17 protein-coding genes are annotated in these 17,680 nt (G+C 73.5%); 12 read left to right on the forward strand and 5 right to left on the reverse strand.

Going from position 1 to position 17,680, the window contains the following annotated elements:
• Positions 1–45: 45 nt before the first annotated feature.
• Together eat and ACZ7LV_RS15355 are read right to left on the reverse strand one after the other, a co-directional pair.
• Positions 46–1,491: an ethanolamine permease gene (gene eat / locus ACZ7LV_RS15350; protein WP_471939562.1), complete on the reverse strand. Its 1,446-nt coding sequence runs from the start codon at positions 1,489–1,491 to the stop codon at positions 46–48.
• Positions 1,492–1,666: 175 nt separating this feature from the next.
• On the reverse strand, positions 1,667–2,410 hold the full coding sequence (locus tag ACZ7LV_RS15355) for a FadR/GntR family transcriptional regulator (protein ID WP_471939564.1): 744 nt from the start codon (positions 2,408–2,410) through the stop codon (positions 1,667–1,669).
• A 118-nt stretch (positions 2,411–2,528) separates the two neighbouring features.
• On the opposite strand from ACZ7LV_RS15355, the gene ACZ7LV_RS15360 reads away from it, so the two are divergent.
• From ACZ7LV_RS15360 to ACZ7LV_RS15375, 4 genes are read left to right on the forward strand one after another with little or no spacing between them, the layout of a single operon-like run.
• Positions 2,529–3,887 carry a glutamine synthetase family protein gene (locus ACZ7LV_RS15360; protein ID WP_401677740.1) on the forward strand — a complete coding sequence of 453 codons (1,359 nt, stop codon included), beginning with the start codon at positions 2,529–2,531 and terminating at the stop codon, positions 3,885–3,887.
• Between the two features lie 8 nt (positions 3,888–3,895).
• Complete coding sequence (locus ACZ7LV_RS15365; RefSeq protein ID WP_471939566.1) at positions 3,896–5,281, forward strand: aldehyde dehydrogenase family protein; 1,386 nt, start codon at positions 3,896–3,898, stop codon at positions 5,279–5,281.
• Positions 5,278–6,069 (forward strand): 3-oxoacyl-ACP reductase, encoded by a 792-nt coding sequence (locus ACZ7LV_RS15370; RefSeq protein ID WP_471939568.1) that lies wholly within the window; start codon positions 5,278–5,280, stop codon positions 6,067–6,069. The genes ACZ7LV_RS15365 and ACZ7LV_RS15370 overlap by 4 nt, the downstream gene beginning before the upstream one ends.
• 27 nt (positions 6,070–6,096) lie before the next feature.
• A complete protein-coding gene (locus ACZ7LV_RS15375; protein WP_471939886.1) occupies positions 6,097–7,002 on the forward strand; it encodes a DUF2510 domain-containing protein in 906 nt (301 codons plus the stop codon).
• Between the two features lie 3 nt (positions 7,003–7,005).
• On the opposite strand, the gene ACZ7LV_RS15380 is transcribed toward ACZ7LV_RS15375, so the two are convergent.
• Positions 7,006–8,208, reverse strand: a complete 1,203-nt coding sequence (locus ACZ7LV_RS15380; protein WP_471939570.1) for an amino acid deaminase/aldolase — start codon at positions 8,206–8,208, stop codon at positions 7,006–7,008.
• Between the two features lie 1,166 nt (positions 8,209–9,374).
• Between ACZ7LV_RS15380 and ACZ7LV_RS15385 the strand changes: the two genes are divergently transcribed.
• Positions 9,375–10,250 carry a hypothetical protein gene (locus ACZ7LV_RS15385; RefSeq protein ID WP_471939571.1) on the forward strand — a complete coding sequence of 292 codons (876 nt, stop codon included), beginning with the start codon at positions 9,375–9,377 and terminating at the stop codon, positions 10,248–10,250.
• Positions 10,247–11,419 (forward strand): type VII secretion-associated serine protease mycosin, encoded by a 1,173-nt coding sequence (gene mycP, locus ACZ7LV_RS15390; RefSeq protein ID WP_471939573.1) that lies wholly within the window; start codon positions 10,247–10,249, stop codon positions 11,417–11,419. Before ACZ7LV_RS15385 ends, mycP begins: the two co-directional genes overlap by 4 nt.
• A 30-nt stretch (positions 11,420–11,449) precedes the next feature.
• Here mycP and ACZ7LV_RS15395 read toward each other — a convergent pair whose 3' ends face one another.
• Positions 11,450–12,388: a serine hydrolase gene (locus ACZ7LV_RS15395; protein WP_471939575.1), complete on the reverse strand. Its 939-nt coding sequence runs from the start codon at positions 12,386–12,388 to the stop codon at positions 11,450–11,452.
• 56 nt (positions 12,389–12,444) lie between these two features.
• On the opposite strand from ACZ7LV_RS15395, the gene ACZ7LV_RS15400 reads away from it, so the two are divergent.
• The gene (locus ACZ7LV_RS15400) at positions 12,445–13,176 is read left to right on the forward strand and encodes an SseB family protein (protein ID WP_471939577.1); all 732 of its coding nucleotides are present in this window, start codon (positions 12,445–12,447) and stop codon (positions 13,174–13,176) included.
• A gap of 18 nt (positions 13,177–13,194) precedes the next feature.
• Here the strand turns inward: ACZ7LV_RS15400 and ACZ7LV_RS15405 are convergent, their stop codons facing one another.
• Complete coding sequence (locus tag ACZ7LV_RS15405; protein ID WP_401677718.1) at positions 13,195–13,542, reverse strand: DUF1844 domain-containing protein; 348 nt, start codon at positions 13,540–13,542, stop codon at positions 13,195–13,197.
• 388 nt (positions 13,543–13,930) lie between these two features.
• Between ACZ7LV_RS15405 and infC the strand changes: the two genes are divergently transcribed.
• The 5 genes from infC to ACZ7LV_RS15430 all read left to right on the forward strand — a co-directional run bounded on the left by infC (position 13,931) and on the right by ACZ7LV_RS15430 (position 17,594).
• A complete protein-coding gene (gene infC, locus ACZ7LV_RS15410; RefSeq protein ID WP_471939888.1) occupies positions 13,931–14,596 on the forward strand; it encodes a translation initiation factor IF-3 in 666 nt (221 codons plus the stop codon).
• Positions 14,597–14,706: 110 nt separating this feature from the next.
• Positions 14,707–14,901 carry a 50S ribosomal protein L35 gene (rpmI, locus tag ACZ7LV_RS15415; RefSeq protein ID WP_016576627.1) on the forward strand — a complete coding sequence of 65 codons (195 nt, stop codon included), beginning with the start codon at positions 14,707–14,709 and terminating at the stop codon, positions 14,899–14,901.
• Positions 14,902–14,999: 98 nt separating this feature from the next.
• On the forward strand, positions 15,000–15,383 hold the full coding sequence (rplT, locus tag ACZ7LV_RS15420) for a 50S ribosomal protein L20 (RefSeq protein WP_004933571.1): 384 nt from the start codon (positions 15,000–15,002) through the stop codon (positions 15,381–15,383).
• 172 nt (positions 15,384–15,555) lie between these two features.
• Entirely contained in the window at positions 15,556–16,404 is an 849-nt protein-coding gene (locus ACZ7LV_RS15425) for a TrmH family RNA methyltransferase (protein WP_471939580.1), read from the forward strand.
• A gap of 53 nt (positions 16,405–16,457) precedes the next feature.
• On the forward strand, positions 16,458–17,594 hold the full coding sequence (locus ACZ7LV_RS15430) for a sensor histidine kinase (RefSeq protein ID WP_471939582.1): 1,137 nt from the start codon (positions 16,458–16,460) through the stop codon (positions 17,592–17,594).
• The last annotated feature ends 86 nt before the right edge of the window (positions 17,595–17,680 follow it).

Raw genomic sequence — 17,680 nt, forward strand, 5'->3', positions numbered from 1 at the left:
GCTCCCTCGCCTCGCGGTACCGGTGTCGCGCGGAACCGGTGATGTTCAGTCCCGGACCAACTCTGCCTCGGCCGCCGCCAGCGCCGCGAACTCCTCCTCCGGCGCCTTCGCCACCAGCCGCTTGCGGCTGTAGAGGCCGAAGTACGCCACGGCCACGACGTACACGCCGAGCGCGATGAACGCCGCGGTGACGTCGACCAGGAACGTGGCCACCAGCGCCGCGCAGGCCAGGACCAGGGCCACGGAGGACGTCAGCACACCGCCCGGTGTGCGGTACGGCCGTGGCAGGCCCGGCTCCCGGCGGCGCAGCACGATGTGCGACAGCGACATCAGCGCGTAGCTGATCGTGGCGCCGAAGACCGCGACGTTCAGCAGCCGGGCGCCGTCGCCGGTGCCGGCGGCCAGGCCGAAGCCGATCGCCCCCGGCACCAGCAGTCCCAGGTAGGGGGCCTTGCGGCTGCTGGTCAGGGACAGGAACCGCGGCAGGTAACCGGCGCGGGAGAGCGCGAACAGCTGGCGCGAGCCGGCGTAGATCAGCGAGAAGAACGAGGCCACCAGGCCGGCCAGACCGGCGTAGTTGACGATCCTGCTGAGCGCCGTCGCCTCGCCGTCCGGCTGGAGCGCCTCGACCAGCGGGTTGCCGGCGTCCTGGACCGCCGCCGAACCGCGTGCGCCGGCCGCCGCGAAGAAGGTGACCACGGCGAGGACCACCAGGATGCCCATGGACCAGCGGATCGCCTTCGGCAGCGTACGGGCGGGGTCCCTGGTCTCCTCGGCGGCCAGCGGCACGCCCTCGACGCCCAGGAAGAACCACATGCCGAACGGGAACGCCGCCCAGATGCCCAGCAGCCCCATCGGCAGCCAGGAGCTCGCGCCGAGCGCCGCGGAGTCCACCGGGATGTCGTCCAGCGAGGAGAAGTCGAAGGACGGCAGGGCCGCCACCGCGAACACGACCAGCGCGGCCACCGCGATGCCCGTGACGACGAAGCTGAAGCGCAGGGCCTCGCCCACGCCCCACAGGTGGATGCCGAGGAAGATCGCGAAGCAGACCAGGTACAGGGGCCAGCCGGACTCCAGGCCGAACAGGCCGAGCGACTCGACGTAGTCGCCGATGAAGATGACGATGGCGGCGGGCGCCAGGATGTACTCGATGAGGATCGCCGTACCGGTCAGGAAGCCGCCCCACGGGCCGAGGGCGCGGCGGGCGAAGCCGTAGCCGCCGCCCGCCGTGGGGAGGATCGAGGAGAGCTCGGCCAGCGCGAAGACCATGCAGGTGTACATCGCGCCCATGAGCAGCATGGCGACGGCCAGTCCGCCGAAGCCGCCCTCGGCCAGGCCGAAGTTCCAGCCGGAGTAGTCGCCGGAGACGACGTAGGCGACGCCGAGGCCGGTCAGCAGCAGCCAGCCGGCGCTGCCGCGGCGCAGTGCCCGGCGTTCCAGGTAGTCGTCCGTCTCGGATGAGGTGGGCGGTGTTGCGGGATCCACGGGCATGGGACGACTCCCCAGGGGGCGGCGGACACGGAGGACGGGTCGGTGGCGGCGCCGCGGCCGCTCACCGGCCGCCGGCTCAATGGAGTGGTTGCATACCTTTGTGCGGCGGGCCGGGGAAAGCAAGACCCCTGCGTCAATCCGTGGGGAACGCCGCCGGGAGCGCGCCGCGGCCGGATCAGGTCAGGAACCCGCGCAACAGCGCCGCCGTCCCCCCGCAGTGCTCCCGCATGATCTCCCGCGCCGCGTCGGCGTCCCCGTCGAGCACCGCCTCCACCACCGCGGCGTGCTGGCGCTGCGAGTGCTCCAGGTTGCGCACCAGCAGCGGGATGCAGTCCAGGAGGTCGTTGACCGTGGCCCGGACCGCCGCGTACTGCGCGGTCAGCGTCGGGGACCCCGACAACTCGGCGAGCGTGAGGTGCAGCAGCGTGTCCAGCCGCCGGTAGTCGGCGAGCGGAGCCTCCCGCGTCGCCGTCAGCGCCTGGCGCAGCCGCTGCGCCTGCCGGTCCGCGAGCCCGTGCGCCGCGCACAGCCCGGCCGCACCCACCTCCAGCACCTCGCGGAAGCGCAGCACGTCCTCGATGTCGACCCCGGCCACCCGCCGCCGCAGCTCGTCCTCGCCGCCGGCGTCCGCGCGCGGCAGCACGAACGTTCCCCCGTACCGTCCCCGTCGCGCCTCCACCAGGCCCTGGTCCTGGAGCACCTTCAGCACCTCGCGCAGCGTCACCCGGCTGATCCCGAGCCGCTCGGCCAGCTCGCGCTCGGCGGGCAGCCGCTCACCGCCGGGCACCAGTCCGAGCCGCAGGACCTGCAGGATCTGCTCCAGCGCCTCCTCGAAGCCGTTGCCCGCCCGCACGGGCCGGAGCACCGGTGCCAACCGGTCCCCGGTGCCGCTGCCGGGATTCACCGGATCCAGCGCCATCTTGCCGTGCCCCCTTCCCAAGCAAAGGTTCTCGGCAATACCTTATGGCTCCCGACCCGGTCGGCAGAAGCGCACAGCAGCCGGCAGACGACGGAAGACCCACCGAGGAGGACCTCCCGTGGCAGACCGCACACCCCCGCTCGGCGTCGAGGAGCTGCACGCCCTCGTCGCGGGCGGTGAGATCGACACCGTCGTCCTGGCCTTCCCGGACATGCAGGGGCGCCTGCAGGGCAAGCGGTTCGCCGCCCGCTTCTTCCTCGACGAGGTGCTGGAGCACGGCACGGAGGGCTGCAACTACCTCCTCGCCGTCGACATCGAGATGAACACCGTCGACGGCTACGCGATGTCCTCCTGGGACCGCGGCTACGGCGACTTCGCCCTCCACCCCGACCTCGGCACCCTGCGCCGCGTCCCGTGGAACGAGGCCACCGTCATGCTGATGGCCGACCTCGCCTGGGCCGACGGCTCCCCGGTCGTGGCCGCGCCCCGGCAGATCCTGCGCCGCCAGCTGGACCGCCTCGCCGAGCTCGGCCTGAGCGCGCGGGCCGGCACCGAGCTGGAGTTCATCGTCTTCCAGGACACCTACGAGCAGGCCTGGGACGCGGGCTACCGCGGGCTCACCCCGGCCAACCAGTACAACATCGACTACTCGGTCCTCGGCACCGGCCGCATCGAGCCCCTGCTGCGCCGCATCCGCAACGAGATGACCGGCGCCGGCATGACCGTCGAGTCCGCCAAGGGCGAGTGCAACCCCGGTCAGCACGAGATCGTCTTCCGCTACGACGAGGCCCTCGTCACCTGCGACCAGCACGCGATCTACAAGACCGGCGCCAAGGAGATCGCCGCCCAGGAGGGCGTGTCCCTCACCTTCATGGCCAAGTACAACGAGCGCGAGGGCAACTCCTGCCACATCCATCTCTCGCTCGCCGACGAGCAGGGCCGCACCGTCATGCCCGGCGACGACGGGATGTCCGAGCTCATGCGGCACTTCCTCGCCGGGCAGCTGGCCGCGCTGCGGGACTTCTCGCTGCTCTACGCGCCGCACATCAACTCCTACAAGCGGTTCCAGCCGGGGTCCTTCGCCCCGACCGCCGTCGCCTGGGGCCATGACAACCGCACCTGCGCGCTGCGGGTCGTCGGCCACGGGGCCGCACTGCGCTTCGAGAACCGGCTCCCCGGCGGCGACGTCAACCCCTACCTCGCGGTGGCGGGAATGGTGGCGGCGGGGCTGTACGGCGTCGAGCGGAAACTGGAGCTGCCCGAGGCCTGCCCCGGCAACGCCTACACCGCCGGGTTCGCGCAGGTGCCGACCACCCTGCGTGAGGCGGCCGAGCTGTGGGAGAACAGCCCGATCGCCCAGGCCGCCTTCGGTGACGAGGTGGTCTCCCACTACCGCAACATGGCGCGCGTCGAACTGGAGGCCTTCGACGCCGCGGTGACCGACTGGGAGCTGCGCCGCTCCTTCGAACGTCTGTGAGGCATCAGGTGTCCCGACTGCTCGACGTACTCGACCCCGCGACCGAGGAGGTCCTCGCCTCCGTCCCCGCCGCCACACCGCAGGACGTGGACGCCGCGGTCGTACGGGCCGGCCGGGCCCAGACCCGATGGGCCGCGCTGGCCCCGGGCGACCGCGCCCGCCTGCTGCGCAGGTTCGCCGTCGCGGTGGACGAACACCGCGAGGAACTGGCCCGGTTGGAGGTCCGCGAGGCCGGTCACGTGATCGGCAACGCCCGCTGGGAGGCCGGCAACGTCCGCGACCTGCTCGACTACGCCGCCGGGGGAGTGGAGCGACTGACCGGACGTCAGATCCCGGTCCCGGGCGGCCTCGACGTCACGATCCTCGAACCGCTCGGCGTGGTCGGCGTCATCGCGCCCTGGAACTTCCCGATGCCGATCGCGGCCTGGGGCACCGCGCCGGCCCTCGCGGCGGGCAACGCGGTGATCCTCAAGCCCGCAGAGACGACCCCGCTGACCGCCCTGCGGCTGGCCGAACTCGCCCTGGCGTCGGGCCTGCCCGAGGGCCTGTTCCAGGTGCTCCCCGGCCACGGACCGGTCGCGGGCGACGCCCTCGTCGAGCACCCCGGCGTCGCCAAGATCGTCTTCACCGGGTCGACGGCGGTGGGCAAGCAGGTGCTGGCCAAGGGGGCGGCCCGGCTCAAGCGCGTCACCCTCGAACTCGGCGGCAAGAGCCCCAACATCGTCTTCGCCGACGCCGACCTCGAGGCCGCCGCGGCCGCCGCCCCCATGTCCTTCCTCGACAACTCCGGTCAGGACTGCTGCGCCCGCACCCGCATCCTCGTCCAGCGCACCGCCTACGACCGGTTCCTGGAGCTGCTCGCCCCCGCCGTCGAGGCGGTCAGGGTCGGCGACCCGTCCGACGCGGCCACGGACATGGGCCCGCTCATCTCCCGGACCCAGCTGGACCGCGTCCGCTCCTACGTCGACCCGGACGCGCCCGGCATCCGCGGCAAGGCCCCCGAGGGCCCCGGCTTCTGGTTCCCGCCCACCGTCCTGACCGGCGTCGACCCGGACGCGCGCGTGGCCGTCGAGGAGGTCTTCGGCCCCGTCGCGGTCGTGCTGCCCTTCGACGACGAGGCCGACGCCGTGCGGCTGGCCAACGCCACCGACTACGGCCTCGCGGGCTCCCTCTGGACCCGGGACGTCGGTCGCGCCCTGCGTGTCTCGGCGGCCGTCCGGGCGGGCAACCTGTCGGTCAACTCGCACGCCGGCGTGCGCTACTGGACCCCGTTCGGCGGCTTCAAGCAGTCCGGCATCGGCCGCGAACTCGGACCGGACGCGCTCGCCGCCTTCACCGAGACCAAGAACGTCTTCATCAGCACGCACTCCCGCACGGAAGGCCCCGCACAGTGAGCGCATCGCCCGAGGAAAGCATCTGCCGCCGGCTGGTCGGCCGCACCGCCGTCGTCACCGGAGCCGGCAGCGGCATCGGTCTGGCCGCCACCCGACGGCTCGCCTCCGAGGGTGCGCACGTCGTCTGCGGCGACGTCGACGAGGCCCGCGGCAAGGCGGCCGCCGAGGAGGTCGGCGGGATCTACGTGAACGTCGACGTCACCGACCCCGAGCAGGTCGAGGTGCTGTTCCAAACGGCGTACGACACCTTCGGCAGCGTCGATGTCGCCTTCAACAACGCCGGCATCTCGCCGCCCGACGACGACTCCATCCTGGAGACCGGCCTGGAGGCCTGGAAGCGCGTCCAGGAGGTCAACCTCACCTCCGTCTACCTGTGCTGCAAGGCCGCGATCCCCTACATGCGCCGCCAGGGCAAGGGCTCCATCATCAACACCGCGTCCTTCGTGGCCCGGATGGGTGCCGCCACCTCGCAGATCTCGTACACCGCGTCCAAGGGCGGCGTCCTCGCGATGTCCCGCGAACTCGGCGTGCAGTTCGCCCGCGAGGGCATTCGCGTCAACGCGCTCTGCCCCGGCCCGGTCAACACCCCGCTGCTCCAGGAATTGTTCGCCAAGGACCCGGAGCGCGCCGCACGCCGCCTCGTGCACATCCCGCTCGGCCGGTTCGCCGAGGCCGACGAGATCGCCGCCGCCGTCGCGTTCCTCGCCAGCGACGACTCCTCCTTCGTCAACGCCACGGACTTCCTGGTGGACGGCGGGATCTCGGGGGCGTACGTCACACCGCTGTAGCCGTCCGCCTACAGTGCCGGGGTGAGCATGTCACCTCCGCCCGGCTGGTACCCCGACCCGTCGGCCCCGCACAGCGAGCGCTGGTGGGACGGCACGGCCTGGACCGGGCACCTGCGCCCGCACGAGCCCCCCGGCCCGCCGTCATCGGTCGACAACGCCACGTCCCCGCGGCGCAGGGGCGTGGCCTTGGCCGCCGCGGGGGCGCTCGTGGCCGCCGGCGCGGTGACCGCCGCGGTGGTCCTCGGCACGGGCGGCGACGGGGAGGGCGAGGCCAAGGGCGGCGGCCCGCGGGCGGTCACCGCGCCGCCCGGTACCACCGCCACGGCGCCGCCCAGCCCGGCCCCGGAGTCCCCGGCGGCGGACCCGAACGTCGTGGTCGACGAACTCAACGGCATCAGCCTGCCGTTGCTCGACGGCTGGGTCCGCCCGGAGAACATCAGCCTCGACCACGTCATGATGACCACTGACGGGACGTACGACTGCCCCGGCGACGGGGGACTGTGCCGGCACGGCCTGGTCTTCTCCCGCACGGCCGCCGGCAGCGAGGGGACGTCCCCCAAGGCGCTCGCCGAGGCGGACATCGCGGACGCGGCCGACGAGGCGTACGACCGTGACGTCCTCGGCCGGCGCCCCTTCGGCGGCATCGAGTCGCACCGGGTGGTCAAGTCGGAGCCGGTGGCGGTCGCGGGCCGCGCCGGACACCTCGTCCGCTGGCGGGTCGTCACCGCCGACGGGCCCGGCGGCTACGTCCAGTCCCTCGCCTTCCAGTCCAGTGTGGGCACGGAGGCCTCGATCGTGGTGCGTTACGTGTTCGACGCGGGCCCGGACGGGCCGCCGGCCGCCGACATGGACCGGATCACCGACGGGATCCGGCCCGTCGGCGACGCGGAGACCGGCGGCGGGGTGGGCGCCGGCATCAGCCCGCCGGGCTGACCGTCACAGGAACGTACGGCCCTCGCCCCGGTACGTCGGCACGGTCGCCGTGACCCGGTCACCCTCCACGAGGTGCAGCGTGTCGAACCGCTCGCACATCTCGCCGGCCTTCGCGTGCCGGAACCACACCTTGTCGCCGATCAGCAGGTCGTCGGCCGGTGAGCCGAGCAGCGGCGTCTGCACCTCCCCGGCGCCCTCCTGAGGGTCGTAGCGAAGGCCCTCCGGCAGATACGGGACCGGCAGCCGGTCCACGCCGGCCGCGCCGGAGGCCGGATAGCCGCCACCGAGGACCGTCACCACGCCCACGCCGGGCCTGCGCACCACGGGCAGGGCGAACAGCGCCGCCGGACGGCCGCTGAACGACGTGTAGTTGTCGAACAGGCGCGGTACGTACAGCCCCGAACCGGCGCCGATCTCGGTCACCGCGTCCTCGGCGGCGGTGTGCTGCACACTGCCCGTGCCACCGCCGTTGACGAACTCCAGCCCCGGCACCACGGCCCGCACCGCGCGCACCACGGCCGCGCGCCGCTCGGCCAGCTCCCGCCGGGCGGCGGCCTGCATCAGCCGCACCGCCCGCGAGCGCACCGGACGCCCCGCCACGGCGTCCCCGACGCCCGCGATGTGCCCCTCGTACGCCATGATCCCCACGACCTCGAATCCCGGCCGCCGGGCCACCAGCCGGGCCAGGTCGGCCACGTCGGCGGGGGAGTGCAGCGGAGAGCGGCGGGCACCGACGCGCACCCGTCCGCCGAGCAGTCTCAGGGAGGTGTCCAACTCCAGGCAGACCCGCACGACTTCGCCGCCCCCGTCGCGCGCCTCGTCGATGAAGGCCAGTTGGGCGGGGTCGTCGACCATCACGGTGACGGCGGCGGCGAGTTTGGGGTCGGCGGCGAGTTCGGCGAAGCCGGCGCGGTCGGCGGACGGGTAGGCGAGGAGGACGTCCTCGTACCCGGAGCGGGCCAGCCACAGGGACTCGGCGAGCGTGAACGACATGACCCCGGCGAAACCGTCCCTGGCCAGCACACGTTCGAGCAGGGCACGGCAGCGCACGGACTTGCTGGCGACCCGGATCGGCTTCCCGCCCGCGCGGCGGACCATGTCGTCCGCGTTGGCGTCGAAGGCGTCCAGGTCCACGATCGCGACAGGGGCGTCGAGAGGGGCGGTGGCCCGGTCGTAACGGGCCCGGTCGGCGGCACGCACAGTCATGAACGAAGCCTGCCAGACAGGATTACCGCAGGGTAGGGGGATGTTCCGGGCAGATGCCCCGGCCTCGCGGACTGGTTCCCGCATCGGCCGGGGCAACCCGTAGAGTGACGCGGACGCAGGCAGGAACGACTCCGCCCGCCGCCACGCCGGGATGCCGGGCCGTCCGCGCGGGTATGCCTGCGACTTGACGAGACGGCCCGCGTACGGGGAGACGGGCACGGGCACGACGAAACGGGGGCCGCATGAGCACGGAAGCGCAGCACGCCCCGATCCCGCCCCGCCCGCCCCACCCCCCGAGACCGTCCGGCGCCGCCGCGGAACGCCCCGCGAAGGCCCCCTCCGCGCCGCACCCCGGCCCCCGGCCCGGCTCCGCCTTCCCGGGCGACGGCTCGCCGTCGTCGCCGGACGGCAGGCCCGCCGGTCCCCGAGTGCCGGGGAGCCGGGACGACGGCCCCCTGGCGCCACCCCCGCCGCCGGCCTCCGCCCGTTTCCCCGACGCCCCGCCCCGCCCGGGCCACCGCCCGGCCGCGGCGTCCGACGGCCGGTTTCCCGACGCTTCGCCCGGTCCGGGCCACCGGCCGGCCGCGGCGTCCAACGGCCGGTTTCCTGACGCTTCGCCCGGTCCGGGGCACCGGTCGGCTGCGGCGTCCGACGGCCGGTTTTCCGACGCTCCGCCCGGTCCGGGGCGCCGGCCGGCTGCGGCGTCCGACGGCCGGTTTTCCGACGCTTCGCCCGGTCCTGGCCACCGCCCTGCCGCCGACGGCCGGTTTTCCGACGCTTCGCCCGGTCCGGGGCGCCGGCCGGCTGCGGCGTCCGACGGCCGGTTTTCCGACGCTTCGCCCGGTCCGGGGCGCCGGCCGGCTGCGGCGTCCGACGGCCGGTTTTCCGACGCACCGCCCCGTCCTGGCCACCGGCCCGCGGCGGCGTCCGACGGCCGTTTCCCCGACGCCCCGCCCCGTCCGGGCCACGGGCCGGCTGCGGCGTCCGATGGCCGGTTTCCCGACGCACCGCCCCGTCCTGGCCACCGCCCGGCTGCGGCGTCCGAGGGCCGTTTCCCCGACGCTCCGCCCCGTCCGGGCCACCGCCCCGCCGCGGCGTCCGACGCCGGCCCCGCGGAGACCACTCGGCGGCTGCGCCCCGTCCCGCCGGAGAGCGGCCCCGCGCCCGTGACCCCGAACCCCGTCCACTCCTGGAGCGCCGGGCACGCCACCGGGCATCGGCGGCCCGTCGTCGGCCTCGGCGAGCCGGAGGCGTTCGACGACCGCGCGCGCGGTGCCCGGCCCGGCTCGCTCGTCCGGCGGCGCACCGTCGCGGCAGCCGTCTGCTTCGTCCTCGGCGCCGGGCTCATCGGGGGTGCCGTGGCCGGGAGTTGGCTGGCCGACGACTCCGGGGAGAGCGGCGAGCGGGGCACCTACGCGGCCGCCGGAAGCCTCTGGCACAGCGTGCCCGTCGACCAGCTGTTCCCGCCCACCGTGCAGGGCCGCGGCGCGGGACCCGGCGGAGCCGACCGGCTCTGGACCCGGATCGCCGTCGCCCCGGACGACGACTGCGCCGGCGCCCTCGACCCGCTGCTGGGCAAGGCCCTCGCTCCGGCCGGCTGCGCGCGCCTGCTGCGCGCCACCTACACCGACGCCACCCAGAGTTACGTCACCACCGTCGGCCTGCTCTTCACCAAGGCCGACGCCGCCACCATGCGCGCGCTGGAGACCCGCTTCGACAAGGACCGCCTGGACCGCCGCGGCGACCTGATGCCCCGCCCGTACGCCGCGCGGGACACGGTCGCCGCGGGCTTCGGCGACGAGCAGCGGGCCTCCTGGACGGTGTCGGTGCTCACCGACGCCCCTGTCGTCGTGTACGCCGTCTCCGGCTGGGCCGACGCCCGGACCGTCGACGAGCCCGAGGCCGCCGCCGACGCGACGCGCTCCGGCGCCACCAGCGCCGTCGCCCAGGCGGGCCTCGGCCACGAGGCGAAGGGCCTCGCCGACCGGGTCGAGCGCGGCTTGCGCAAATCCGTCACGTCGTCCCCGGAGCGGTCGTCATGAACCCCAGGACCCGCAGGGCGGGGCTGCTCGGCGTCCTCCTCGCCTCCTCCGTCGCCCTGGTCCCGCCCACCGCCGCGCACGCGGACGGCATCCGCGGCCAGCAGTGGGCGCTGGAGGCCATGCACACCGAGGACGCCTGGCGGACCACCAAGGGCGCCGGCGTCACCGTCGCGGTCCTGGACACCGGCGTCGACGGCGACCATCCCGACCTCGCGGGCAACGTGCTGGCCACCAAGGACATGGTCGGCTTCGGCGCCGGCCGCGGGGACGAGGCCTGGGCCCGGCACGGCACCGCCATGGCCGGCATCATCGCCGGTCACGGCCATGGCGACGGCAACGGCGACGGCGTCCTGGGCATCGCCCCGGAGGCCAGGATCCTGCCCGTCCGCGTCATCCTGGAGGACGACGACCCGGCCCGCGCCAAGGCCCGCAAGACCCGGGGCAACGCCCTCGCCGACGGTATCCGCTGGGCCGCCGACCAGGGCGCCGACGTCATCAACCTCTCCCTCGGCGACGACTCGGCCTCCGCGCACCCCGAACCCGCCGAGGACGAGGCGGTCCAGTACGCCCTGCGGAAGGGCTCCGTCGTCGTCGCCTCGGCCGGCAACGGCGGCGAGAAGGGCGACCACATCTCCTATCCGGCCGCCTACCCCGGTGTGATCGCCGCGACCGCCGTCGACCGCCTGGGCACCCGCGCCTCCTTCTCCACCCGCCGCTGGTACGCCACCGTCAGCGCCCCCGGAGTGGACGTCGTCATCGCCGATCCGGACCGCAAGTACTACGAGGGCTGGGGCACCAGTGCCGCCGCCGCCTTCGTCTCCGGCGCCGCCGCGCTGGTCAGGGCGGCGCACCCCGGCCTGACCCCGGCGCAGATCAAGCGGCTCCTGGAGGACACCGCCCGGGACGCCCCCGCGGACGGCCGTGACGACTCCCGGGGCTTCGGCTTCGTCGACCCGGCCGCCGCCATCGAGGAGGCCGGCCGCCTGGACCCGGAAGGCCTGCGCTCGGCCTCGCACGGAGAGAAGTACTTCGGACCCGGCCCGGACACCGCCGGCCCCGAGGACGACACCGCGGGCTGGGCCGGTCCCCTCGCCGGCAGCGTGGGCGGCGTCCTCCTGGTCTCGGCCGTGGTGCTCTGGCGCGCCCGCCGCGAGTACGACGCCTTCTGACCCGTACGCCTTCGTGATCCTGACGCCCGATCAGCGGGGCGGCGCGGACGCGGACCCGGTGAACACGGACACGGCCGCCCGGGCCACCGCCTCCACCAGCGAGACGCCCCGCTCCTTGGTCGTGTTGCCGTCCGAGAGCACGGCCACCAGGAAGGGACGCCCGCCGACCGTCACCCGGCCGATGCTGTTGACGTCCCACCGCCCGGTCTCCTTGTGCGGCAGCCAGCCGTTCTTGAGGGCCCAGCCGGATCCGCTCCCCGCCGCCGACACCCCCCACCGCTGATCGCGCGTCACCCGCCCCATCAGCTCCCGTAGGTATTCCCGCGAGGCCTCGCCCAGCTCCGAGTCCGCAGTGAACACCCGCCGCAGCAGAGTGAGTTGGTCGGTCGCCGTGGTGCTGGTCAGCCCCCACTCGAACTTGCGGTCGCCCCGGGTCCCGGTCAGTCCGAACCGCACGTTCGCGGCGTCCAGTCCCCACGCCGCGCCGATCGCGCGCCACAGGTCCGACGCGGCGTCGTTGTCGCTGCGCTCGATCATCGCGCCGGCACAGGATCTCTCCCTCGCCGACAGCTCCCGCCCGGCGTCCTGCGCCTGGAGCAGCAGCGCCGCCAGGATGTTCACCTTGACGATGCTGGCCGTGCCGAAGGACCCGCTCCCGTACGCCGCACTGCGGCCGGAGCCCTCATCCGCCACCGCCACCGACACCCCGGCCCCGGCCTCGACCCGGACGGACTCCATCGCCCCGGCCAGCGCGGCGTCATGATCCACCGTCGGCCTCGCCCCACCGTCCACCGCTGTCTCCCCGCTCGCCCTCGCTGACGCCGACGGCACCACGGCCGACGACAAGACCCGCGCCCCGGGGAGCGCCCACGCCGTCCCCCGCACCGGGTCCGCGGCCGTGGCACCCAGCGCGACAATCGCGGCGGCGAGGGCGCCGCTCAGGACGCGACGGCCCGGGGGAGGGTCCATACCTCCATGGTGGGCGCCGCGCCGCTGTCCGGCTCACCCCGATAGGGTCGGTGACCGTGGCGAACAAGAACATTCCCGACCCCGGCTTCTCCGATGACGACGGCACCGCCGACCCCGCGCTGAGCGCCGCGCTCGCCGCCTGGGCCGAGGACCGCACCGCCGTGGGACCCGTGCTGGCCGCCTTGAAGGGCGCCCGGTTGCTCGTCCCCGTGGTCGCCGTGCTCGGAGAGGTCGAGGAGGACGAGAACGGACTGCGCCGCGAGAAGACCAGCGACATGGCCGTACCGACGCTGAAGGCCGGCGGCCGCACCGCCCTGCCCGCCTTCACGTCCACCGAGGCGCTGGCCCGCTGGGACGCGCAGGCCCGGCCCGTGGCCGTACCGCTGCACCAGGCCCTCCAGGCCGCCGCGCACGAGAAGGCGGACACGGTGGTGCTGGACCTGGCCGGGCCCGTGCCGTTCGAGCTGACCGGCCCCGCGCTGCTCGCGCTGGCCGAGGGACGCACGAGCACGGACCCGCTCACCGACCCCGCGGTCGTCGCGGCGGTGCGGGACGCCGTCGCCGCCGAGCCCGCCGTGCTCCGCGCCCACCTGGGCCCCGGTCAGGCGGACGGCACCCTGGCCCTCGTCCTCGACCCGGCCGCCGCTCCGGCCGAGGCCGCCCGCTCGGTGGCGCGGCGGATGGCCGGCGACGAGACACTGAGGGCCCGCCTGGTGCGCGGGCTCGACCTGGCACTGCTGCCGGCCGGGACCACACCACCGGGCGAGCCCCTGTACGTGCGCGGGTGACTCGGCCGAGCGCCGGGTTCAGCTGTAGACCGGGCCCGTGTACTTCTCGCCCGGGCCCTGACCGGGCTCGTCGGGCACGACGGACGCCTCGCGGAACGCCAGCTGGAGCGACTTCAGACCGTCCCGCAGCGGGGCCGCGTGGAAGGAGCTGATCTCGGTCGCGCTCCCGTCCAGTAGCCCGGCGAGGGCGTGGATGAGCTTGCGGGCCTCGTCGAGGTCCTTGTGCTTCTCGCCGTCCTCCGTCAGGCCGAGCTTCACCGCGGCCGCGCTCATCAGGTTGACGGCGACCGTCACGATCACCTCGACCGCGGGGACCTCGGCGATGTCGCGGGTCATGGCGTTGAAGTCGGGCGTCTCTTCACTCATGCCGTTCACCATAGGTGCACGGGGAGAAACAGCCCCAGTCGGCCTCGGTTAGCCGATTCCGGCCAGGACTGCTAGCCTGGTGGAACGACCGGTCGGACACGTATGCCTCACCGCACCACGAGCCCGGCCCACAAGTGGAGGCTTCGAACTCCCACCTGACCGCCCTGCCCGGGCGGCGGGTCACCGGTCAGGCGGTCCTGTCCTTCGTGACGGCACCCGCCCGAAAGTGCGCCCCGCGGTCACCGCGGCGGTCGCTCCGGTTGTTCGAGGAGCCCCCGCCTGTGATCGTCCGGGGCATTTTTTGTGCTTCGGAGCGGTTAGGTCTCACGATCAAAGACGTTACGCGGCTGTCCGCCAGACCGTCGCGTGGTGCTACCGAGGAGGATCCATCAGCGCCGAGCCCCGCATCAACGACCGGATTCGCGTTCCCGAGGTGCGACTTGTCGGTCCCAGTGGCGAGCAGGTGGGCATCGTCCCGCTCGCTAAGGCACTGGAGCTTGCGCAGGAGTACGACCTGGACCTGGTCGAGGTCGCGGCGAACGCCCGTCCGCCCGTGTGCAAGCTCATGGACTACGGGAAGTTCAAGTACGAGTCGGCCATGAAGGCCCGTGAGGCGCGCAAGAACCAGGCGCACACGGTCATCAAGGAGATGAAGCTCCGGCCGAAGATCGACCCGCACGACTATGACACCAAGAAGGGTCACGTCGTCCGGTTCCTCAAGCAGGGCGACAAGGTCAAGATCACGATCATGTTCCGTGGACGTGAGCAGTCCCGGCCCGAGCTGGGCTACCGGCTGCTGCAGCGGCTCGCGGAGGACGTCCAGGACCTCGGTTTCGTCGAGTCGAACCCGAAGCAGGACGGCCGAAACATGATCATGGTTCTCGGTCCGCACAAGAAGAAGACCGAGGCGATGGCCGAGGCTCGCCAGGCGCAGGAGGCCCGCAAGGCCGACGCGAAGGCCAACCCCGGCAAGTCGCAGAACGCCGCGGACTCCGCGGACTCCGCGGACTCCGCGGACGCCGAGGCCCCGGCCGAGGCTCCCGCCGAGGCGTGACCCCCGGGGACCCACGTCCCCAGGATCAACCGAAACAAGAGCGACGCTCCACCGTGCCCGGTTTTCGCGACCGGGCACCGGAGCGCCACCGACGAGGAGAGAACGGCGCTATGCCGAAGAACAAGACGCACAGCGGTGCCAGCAAGCGCTTCAAGGTCACCGGCTCCGGCAAGGTGCTCCGTGAGCGCGCCGGCAAGCGCCACCTGCTCGAGCACAAGTCGTCCCGCGTGACGCGTCGCCTCACCGGCAACGCCGAGATGGCCCCGGGCGACGCCGCGAAGATCAAGAAGCTTCTCGGCAAGTGACGTACGGGCGCCACTGAGCGTCGTACGTCTGGACCGGGACCCCATCGATTCCGGGCCGTGTGAGGACCACCCACGGCCCCGCTACAAGGAGTTAAAAAGTGGCACGCGTCAAGCGGGCAGTCAACGCCCACAAGAAGCGCCGGGCGATCCTCGAGCAGGCCTCCGGCTACCGCGGTCAGCGCTCGCGCCTGTACCGCAAGGCCAAGGAGCAGGTCACCCACTCGCTGGTCTACAACTACAACGACCGCAAGAAGCGCAAGGGTGACTTCCGCCAGCTGTGGATCCAGCGCATCAACGCCGCTGCCCGCGCCAACGGCATCACGTACAACCGCTTCATCCAGGGTCTGAAGGCCGCGAACGTCGAGGTCGACCGCAAGATCCTGGCCGAGCTCGCCGTGAACGACGCCACCGCGTTCGCCGCGCTCGTCGAGGTCGCGCAGAAGGCGCTGCCGGCCGACGTCAACGCGCCGAAGGCCGCGTGACGCTCGCGCTGGCCTGAGCCGACGTGACGTGACGGACCCGTGGGTTTTCCCTGCGGGTCCGTTCCTTTGTGACCAGCTGTTTCGTGACCAGCGCCGGGTCCGGCACCGCCGGACCGGACCGTCGTGGTGGGGCACCATTGCGGCGGAGTAGTCGTGGTGAAGGTGAGCCGAGATGTCCCCCGTCAGCCCCGAGCTGATCTCCCCCCGTTCCCCCCGGGTCCTGGCCGCGCGGCGGCTGGCCAAGCGGAACTTCCGGGGGAAGGAGCAGCTGTTCCTCGCGGAGGGGCCGCAGGCCGTGCGTGAGGCGGGAGCGCAACCGGAAACCCTCGTGGAGCTGTTCGCGACCGTCGAGGCCGCCGAGCGCTACGCCGACATCATCGGCGGGGCCCGCGACACCGGCGCCCGGGTCCATCTGGCCTCCGAGGAGGTCATCGCCGACATCTCCACGACCGTGACGCCGCAAGGGCTGGTCGGTGTCTGCCGGTTCCTGGACACGCCCTTCGAGGAGATCCTCGCCGCCCGGCCCCGGCTCGTCGCGGTGCTCGCGCACGTGCGGGACCCGGGCAACGCCGGGACCGTGCTGCGCTGCGCGGACGCCGCCGGCGCCGAGGCCGTCGTGCTGACCGACGCGTCCGTGGACCTGTACAACCCCAAGGCGGTGCGTGCCTCCGTCGGGTCGCTGTTCCATCTGCCGGTCGCCGTGGGCGTGCCCGTCGAGCGGGCCGTCGCCGGGCTGAAGGACGCCGGGGTGCGCATCCTCGCCGCCGACGGGGCCGGGCAGGACGACCTCGACGACGAGCTCGACAAGGGCACCATGGGCGGCCCCACCGCCTGGGTCTTCGGCAACGAGGCCTGGGGCCTGCCGGAGGAGACCCGCGCCCTCGCGGACGCCGTCGTGCGCGTCCCGATCCACGGGAAGGCCGAGAGCCTGAACCTCGCGACCGCGGCGGCCGTATGCCTGTATGCGTCGGCCCGTGCACAGCGTGCCCCCGGAGGCTGCCGCAGCGTCACCGAGAGCTAGTAGGGTGACCAGCTCGGGGGCCTCCTGCACCGTCTGAGAGGTGGGGTACGCGGATGAGCGTCGGCACGAGCAGCGCTCCGGGGGGACGGGACGCGCGACGTCCGCCCGCGTCCCGGGACCGGGATCCCGCCGAGCCCGGCATCCACCCCGACGACCTGCCCGAGGGACTCGTCGTCGCCGACGAGAACGGGCACGTGATCTGCTTCAACGCCGCCGCCGAACGCGTCACCGCCGTCCGCGGCGCCGACGCCCTCGGACAGCCGCTCGACAAGGCGCTGCCCCTGGAGGACCTGGAAGGCAGGCGCTGGTGGCAGCTGACCGACCCCTACGGCGGCCTCGCCACCCGGGTCCGGCAGCCGGAGCGGAACCTGCTGCTGCCGGGCGGCCGGGAGGTGCTCGTCTCGGCCCGCTACGTCCGCGACGTACCCACCGGACCCGTACGCCGGGTCGTCGTCTCCCTGCGGGACACCGAGGCCCGCCGCCGCACCGAGCGCAGCCATGCCGAGCTGATCGCCACCGTCGCCCACGAACTGCGCTCGCCGCTCACCTCGGTCAAGGGGTTCACGGCCACGCTGCTGGCCAAGTGGGAGAGGTTCACCGACGACCAGAAGCGGCTGATGCTGGAGACCGTCGACGCCGACGCCGACCGCGTCACCCGGCTCATCGCCGAACTGCTCGACATCTCCCGGATCGACTCGGGCCGTCTGGAGCTGCGCCGCCAGCCCGTTGACATCGGCGCCGCCGTCGGCAGGCACATCCAGGCGTACGTCGCGGCGGGCCTGAGCGCCGACCGGTTCCTGCTGCGCCTGGAGCAACCGCTGCCCGCGCTGTGGGCCGACCCCGACAAGATCGACCAGGTGCTCAGCAACCTCATCGAAAATGCGGTGCGGCACGGCGAGGGAACCGTCACCATCGACATCACGCCCACCGCGTCCCCGCGCGAAGGAGAGGACGCCGGCACGTCGGTCACCGTGAGCGACGAGGGCACCGGCATCCCGGAGGAGTCCATGAACCGCGTCTTCACCCGCTTCTGGCGGGGCAGCAAGCGCGGCGGCACGGGCCTTGGGCTGTACATCGTCAAGGGCATCGTGGAGGCCCACGGCGGCACCATCACGGTCGGACGCGCCCCCGACGGCGGCGCCGAGTTCCGATTTACGTTGCCCGTGGCCGCGCCGGCGTATCTCGCCTGACGGCCGCGGGCGCATTCGTCCGTCCTCACCCCGTTAGACTCGGCCTTTGGCACCTTTGTGTCCCGCAGACGGCCCATCGAGTCGGT

The sequence above is a fragment of the Streptomyces sp. NPDC107562 genome, assembly GCF_055657325.1.

Bases quoted from the DNA above. Each gene is read 5' to 3' on its own strand.
- ACZ7LV_RS15425 (WP_471939580.1), top strand. From the start codon at position 15,556: ATGTCCCCCGTCAGCCCCGAGCTGATCTCCCCCCGTTCCCCCCGGGTC.
- mycP (WP_471939573.1), top strand. From the start codon at position 10,247: ATGAACCCCAGGACCCGCAGGGCGGGGCTGCTCGGCGTCCTCCTCGCC.
- eat (WP_471939562.1), bottom strand. From the start codon at position 1,491: ATGCCCGTGGATCCCGCAACACCGCCCACCTCATCCGAGACGGACGAC.
- rpmI (WP_016576627.1), top strand. From the start codon at position 14,707: ATGCCGAAGAACAAGACGCACAGCGGTGCCAGCAAGCGCTTCAAGGTC.
- ACZ7LV_RS15405 (WP_401677718.1), bottom strand. From the start codon at position 13,542: ATGAGTGAAGAGACGCCCGACTTCAACGCCATGACCCGCGACATCGCC.
- ACZ7LV_RS15430 (WP_471939582.1), top strand. From the start codon at position 16,458: ATGAGCGTCGGCACGAGCAGCGCTCCGGGGGGACGGGACGCGCGACGT.
- ACZ7LV_RS15375 (WP_471939886.1), top strand. From the start codon at position 6,097: ATGTCACCTCCGCCCGGCTGGTACCCCGACCCGTCGGCCCCGCACAGC.
- ACZ7LV_RS15355 (WP_471939564.1), bottom strand. From the start codon at position 2,410: ATGGCGCTGGATCCGGTGAATCCCGGCAGCGGCACCGGGGACCGGTTG.
- ACZ7LV_RS15380 (WP_471939570.1), bottom strand. From the start codon at position 8,208: ATGACTGTGCGTGCCGCCGACCGGGCCCGTTACGACCGGGCCACCGCC.
- ACZ7LV_RS15395 (WP_471939575.1), bottom strand. From the start codon at position 12,388: ATGGACCCTCCCCCGGGCCGTCGCGTCCTGAGCGGCGCCCTCGCCGCC.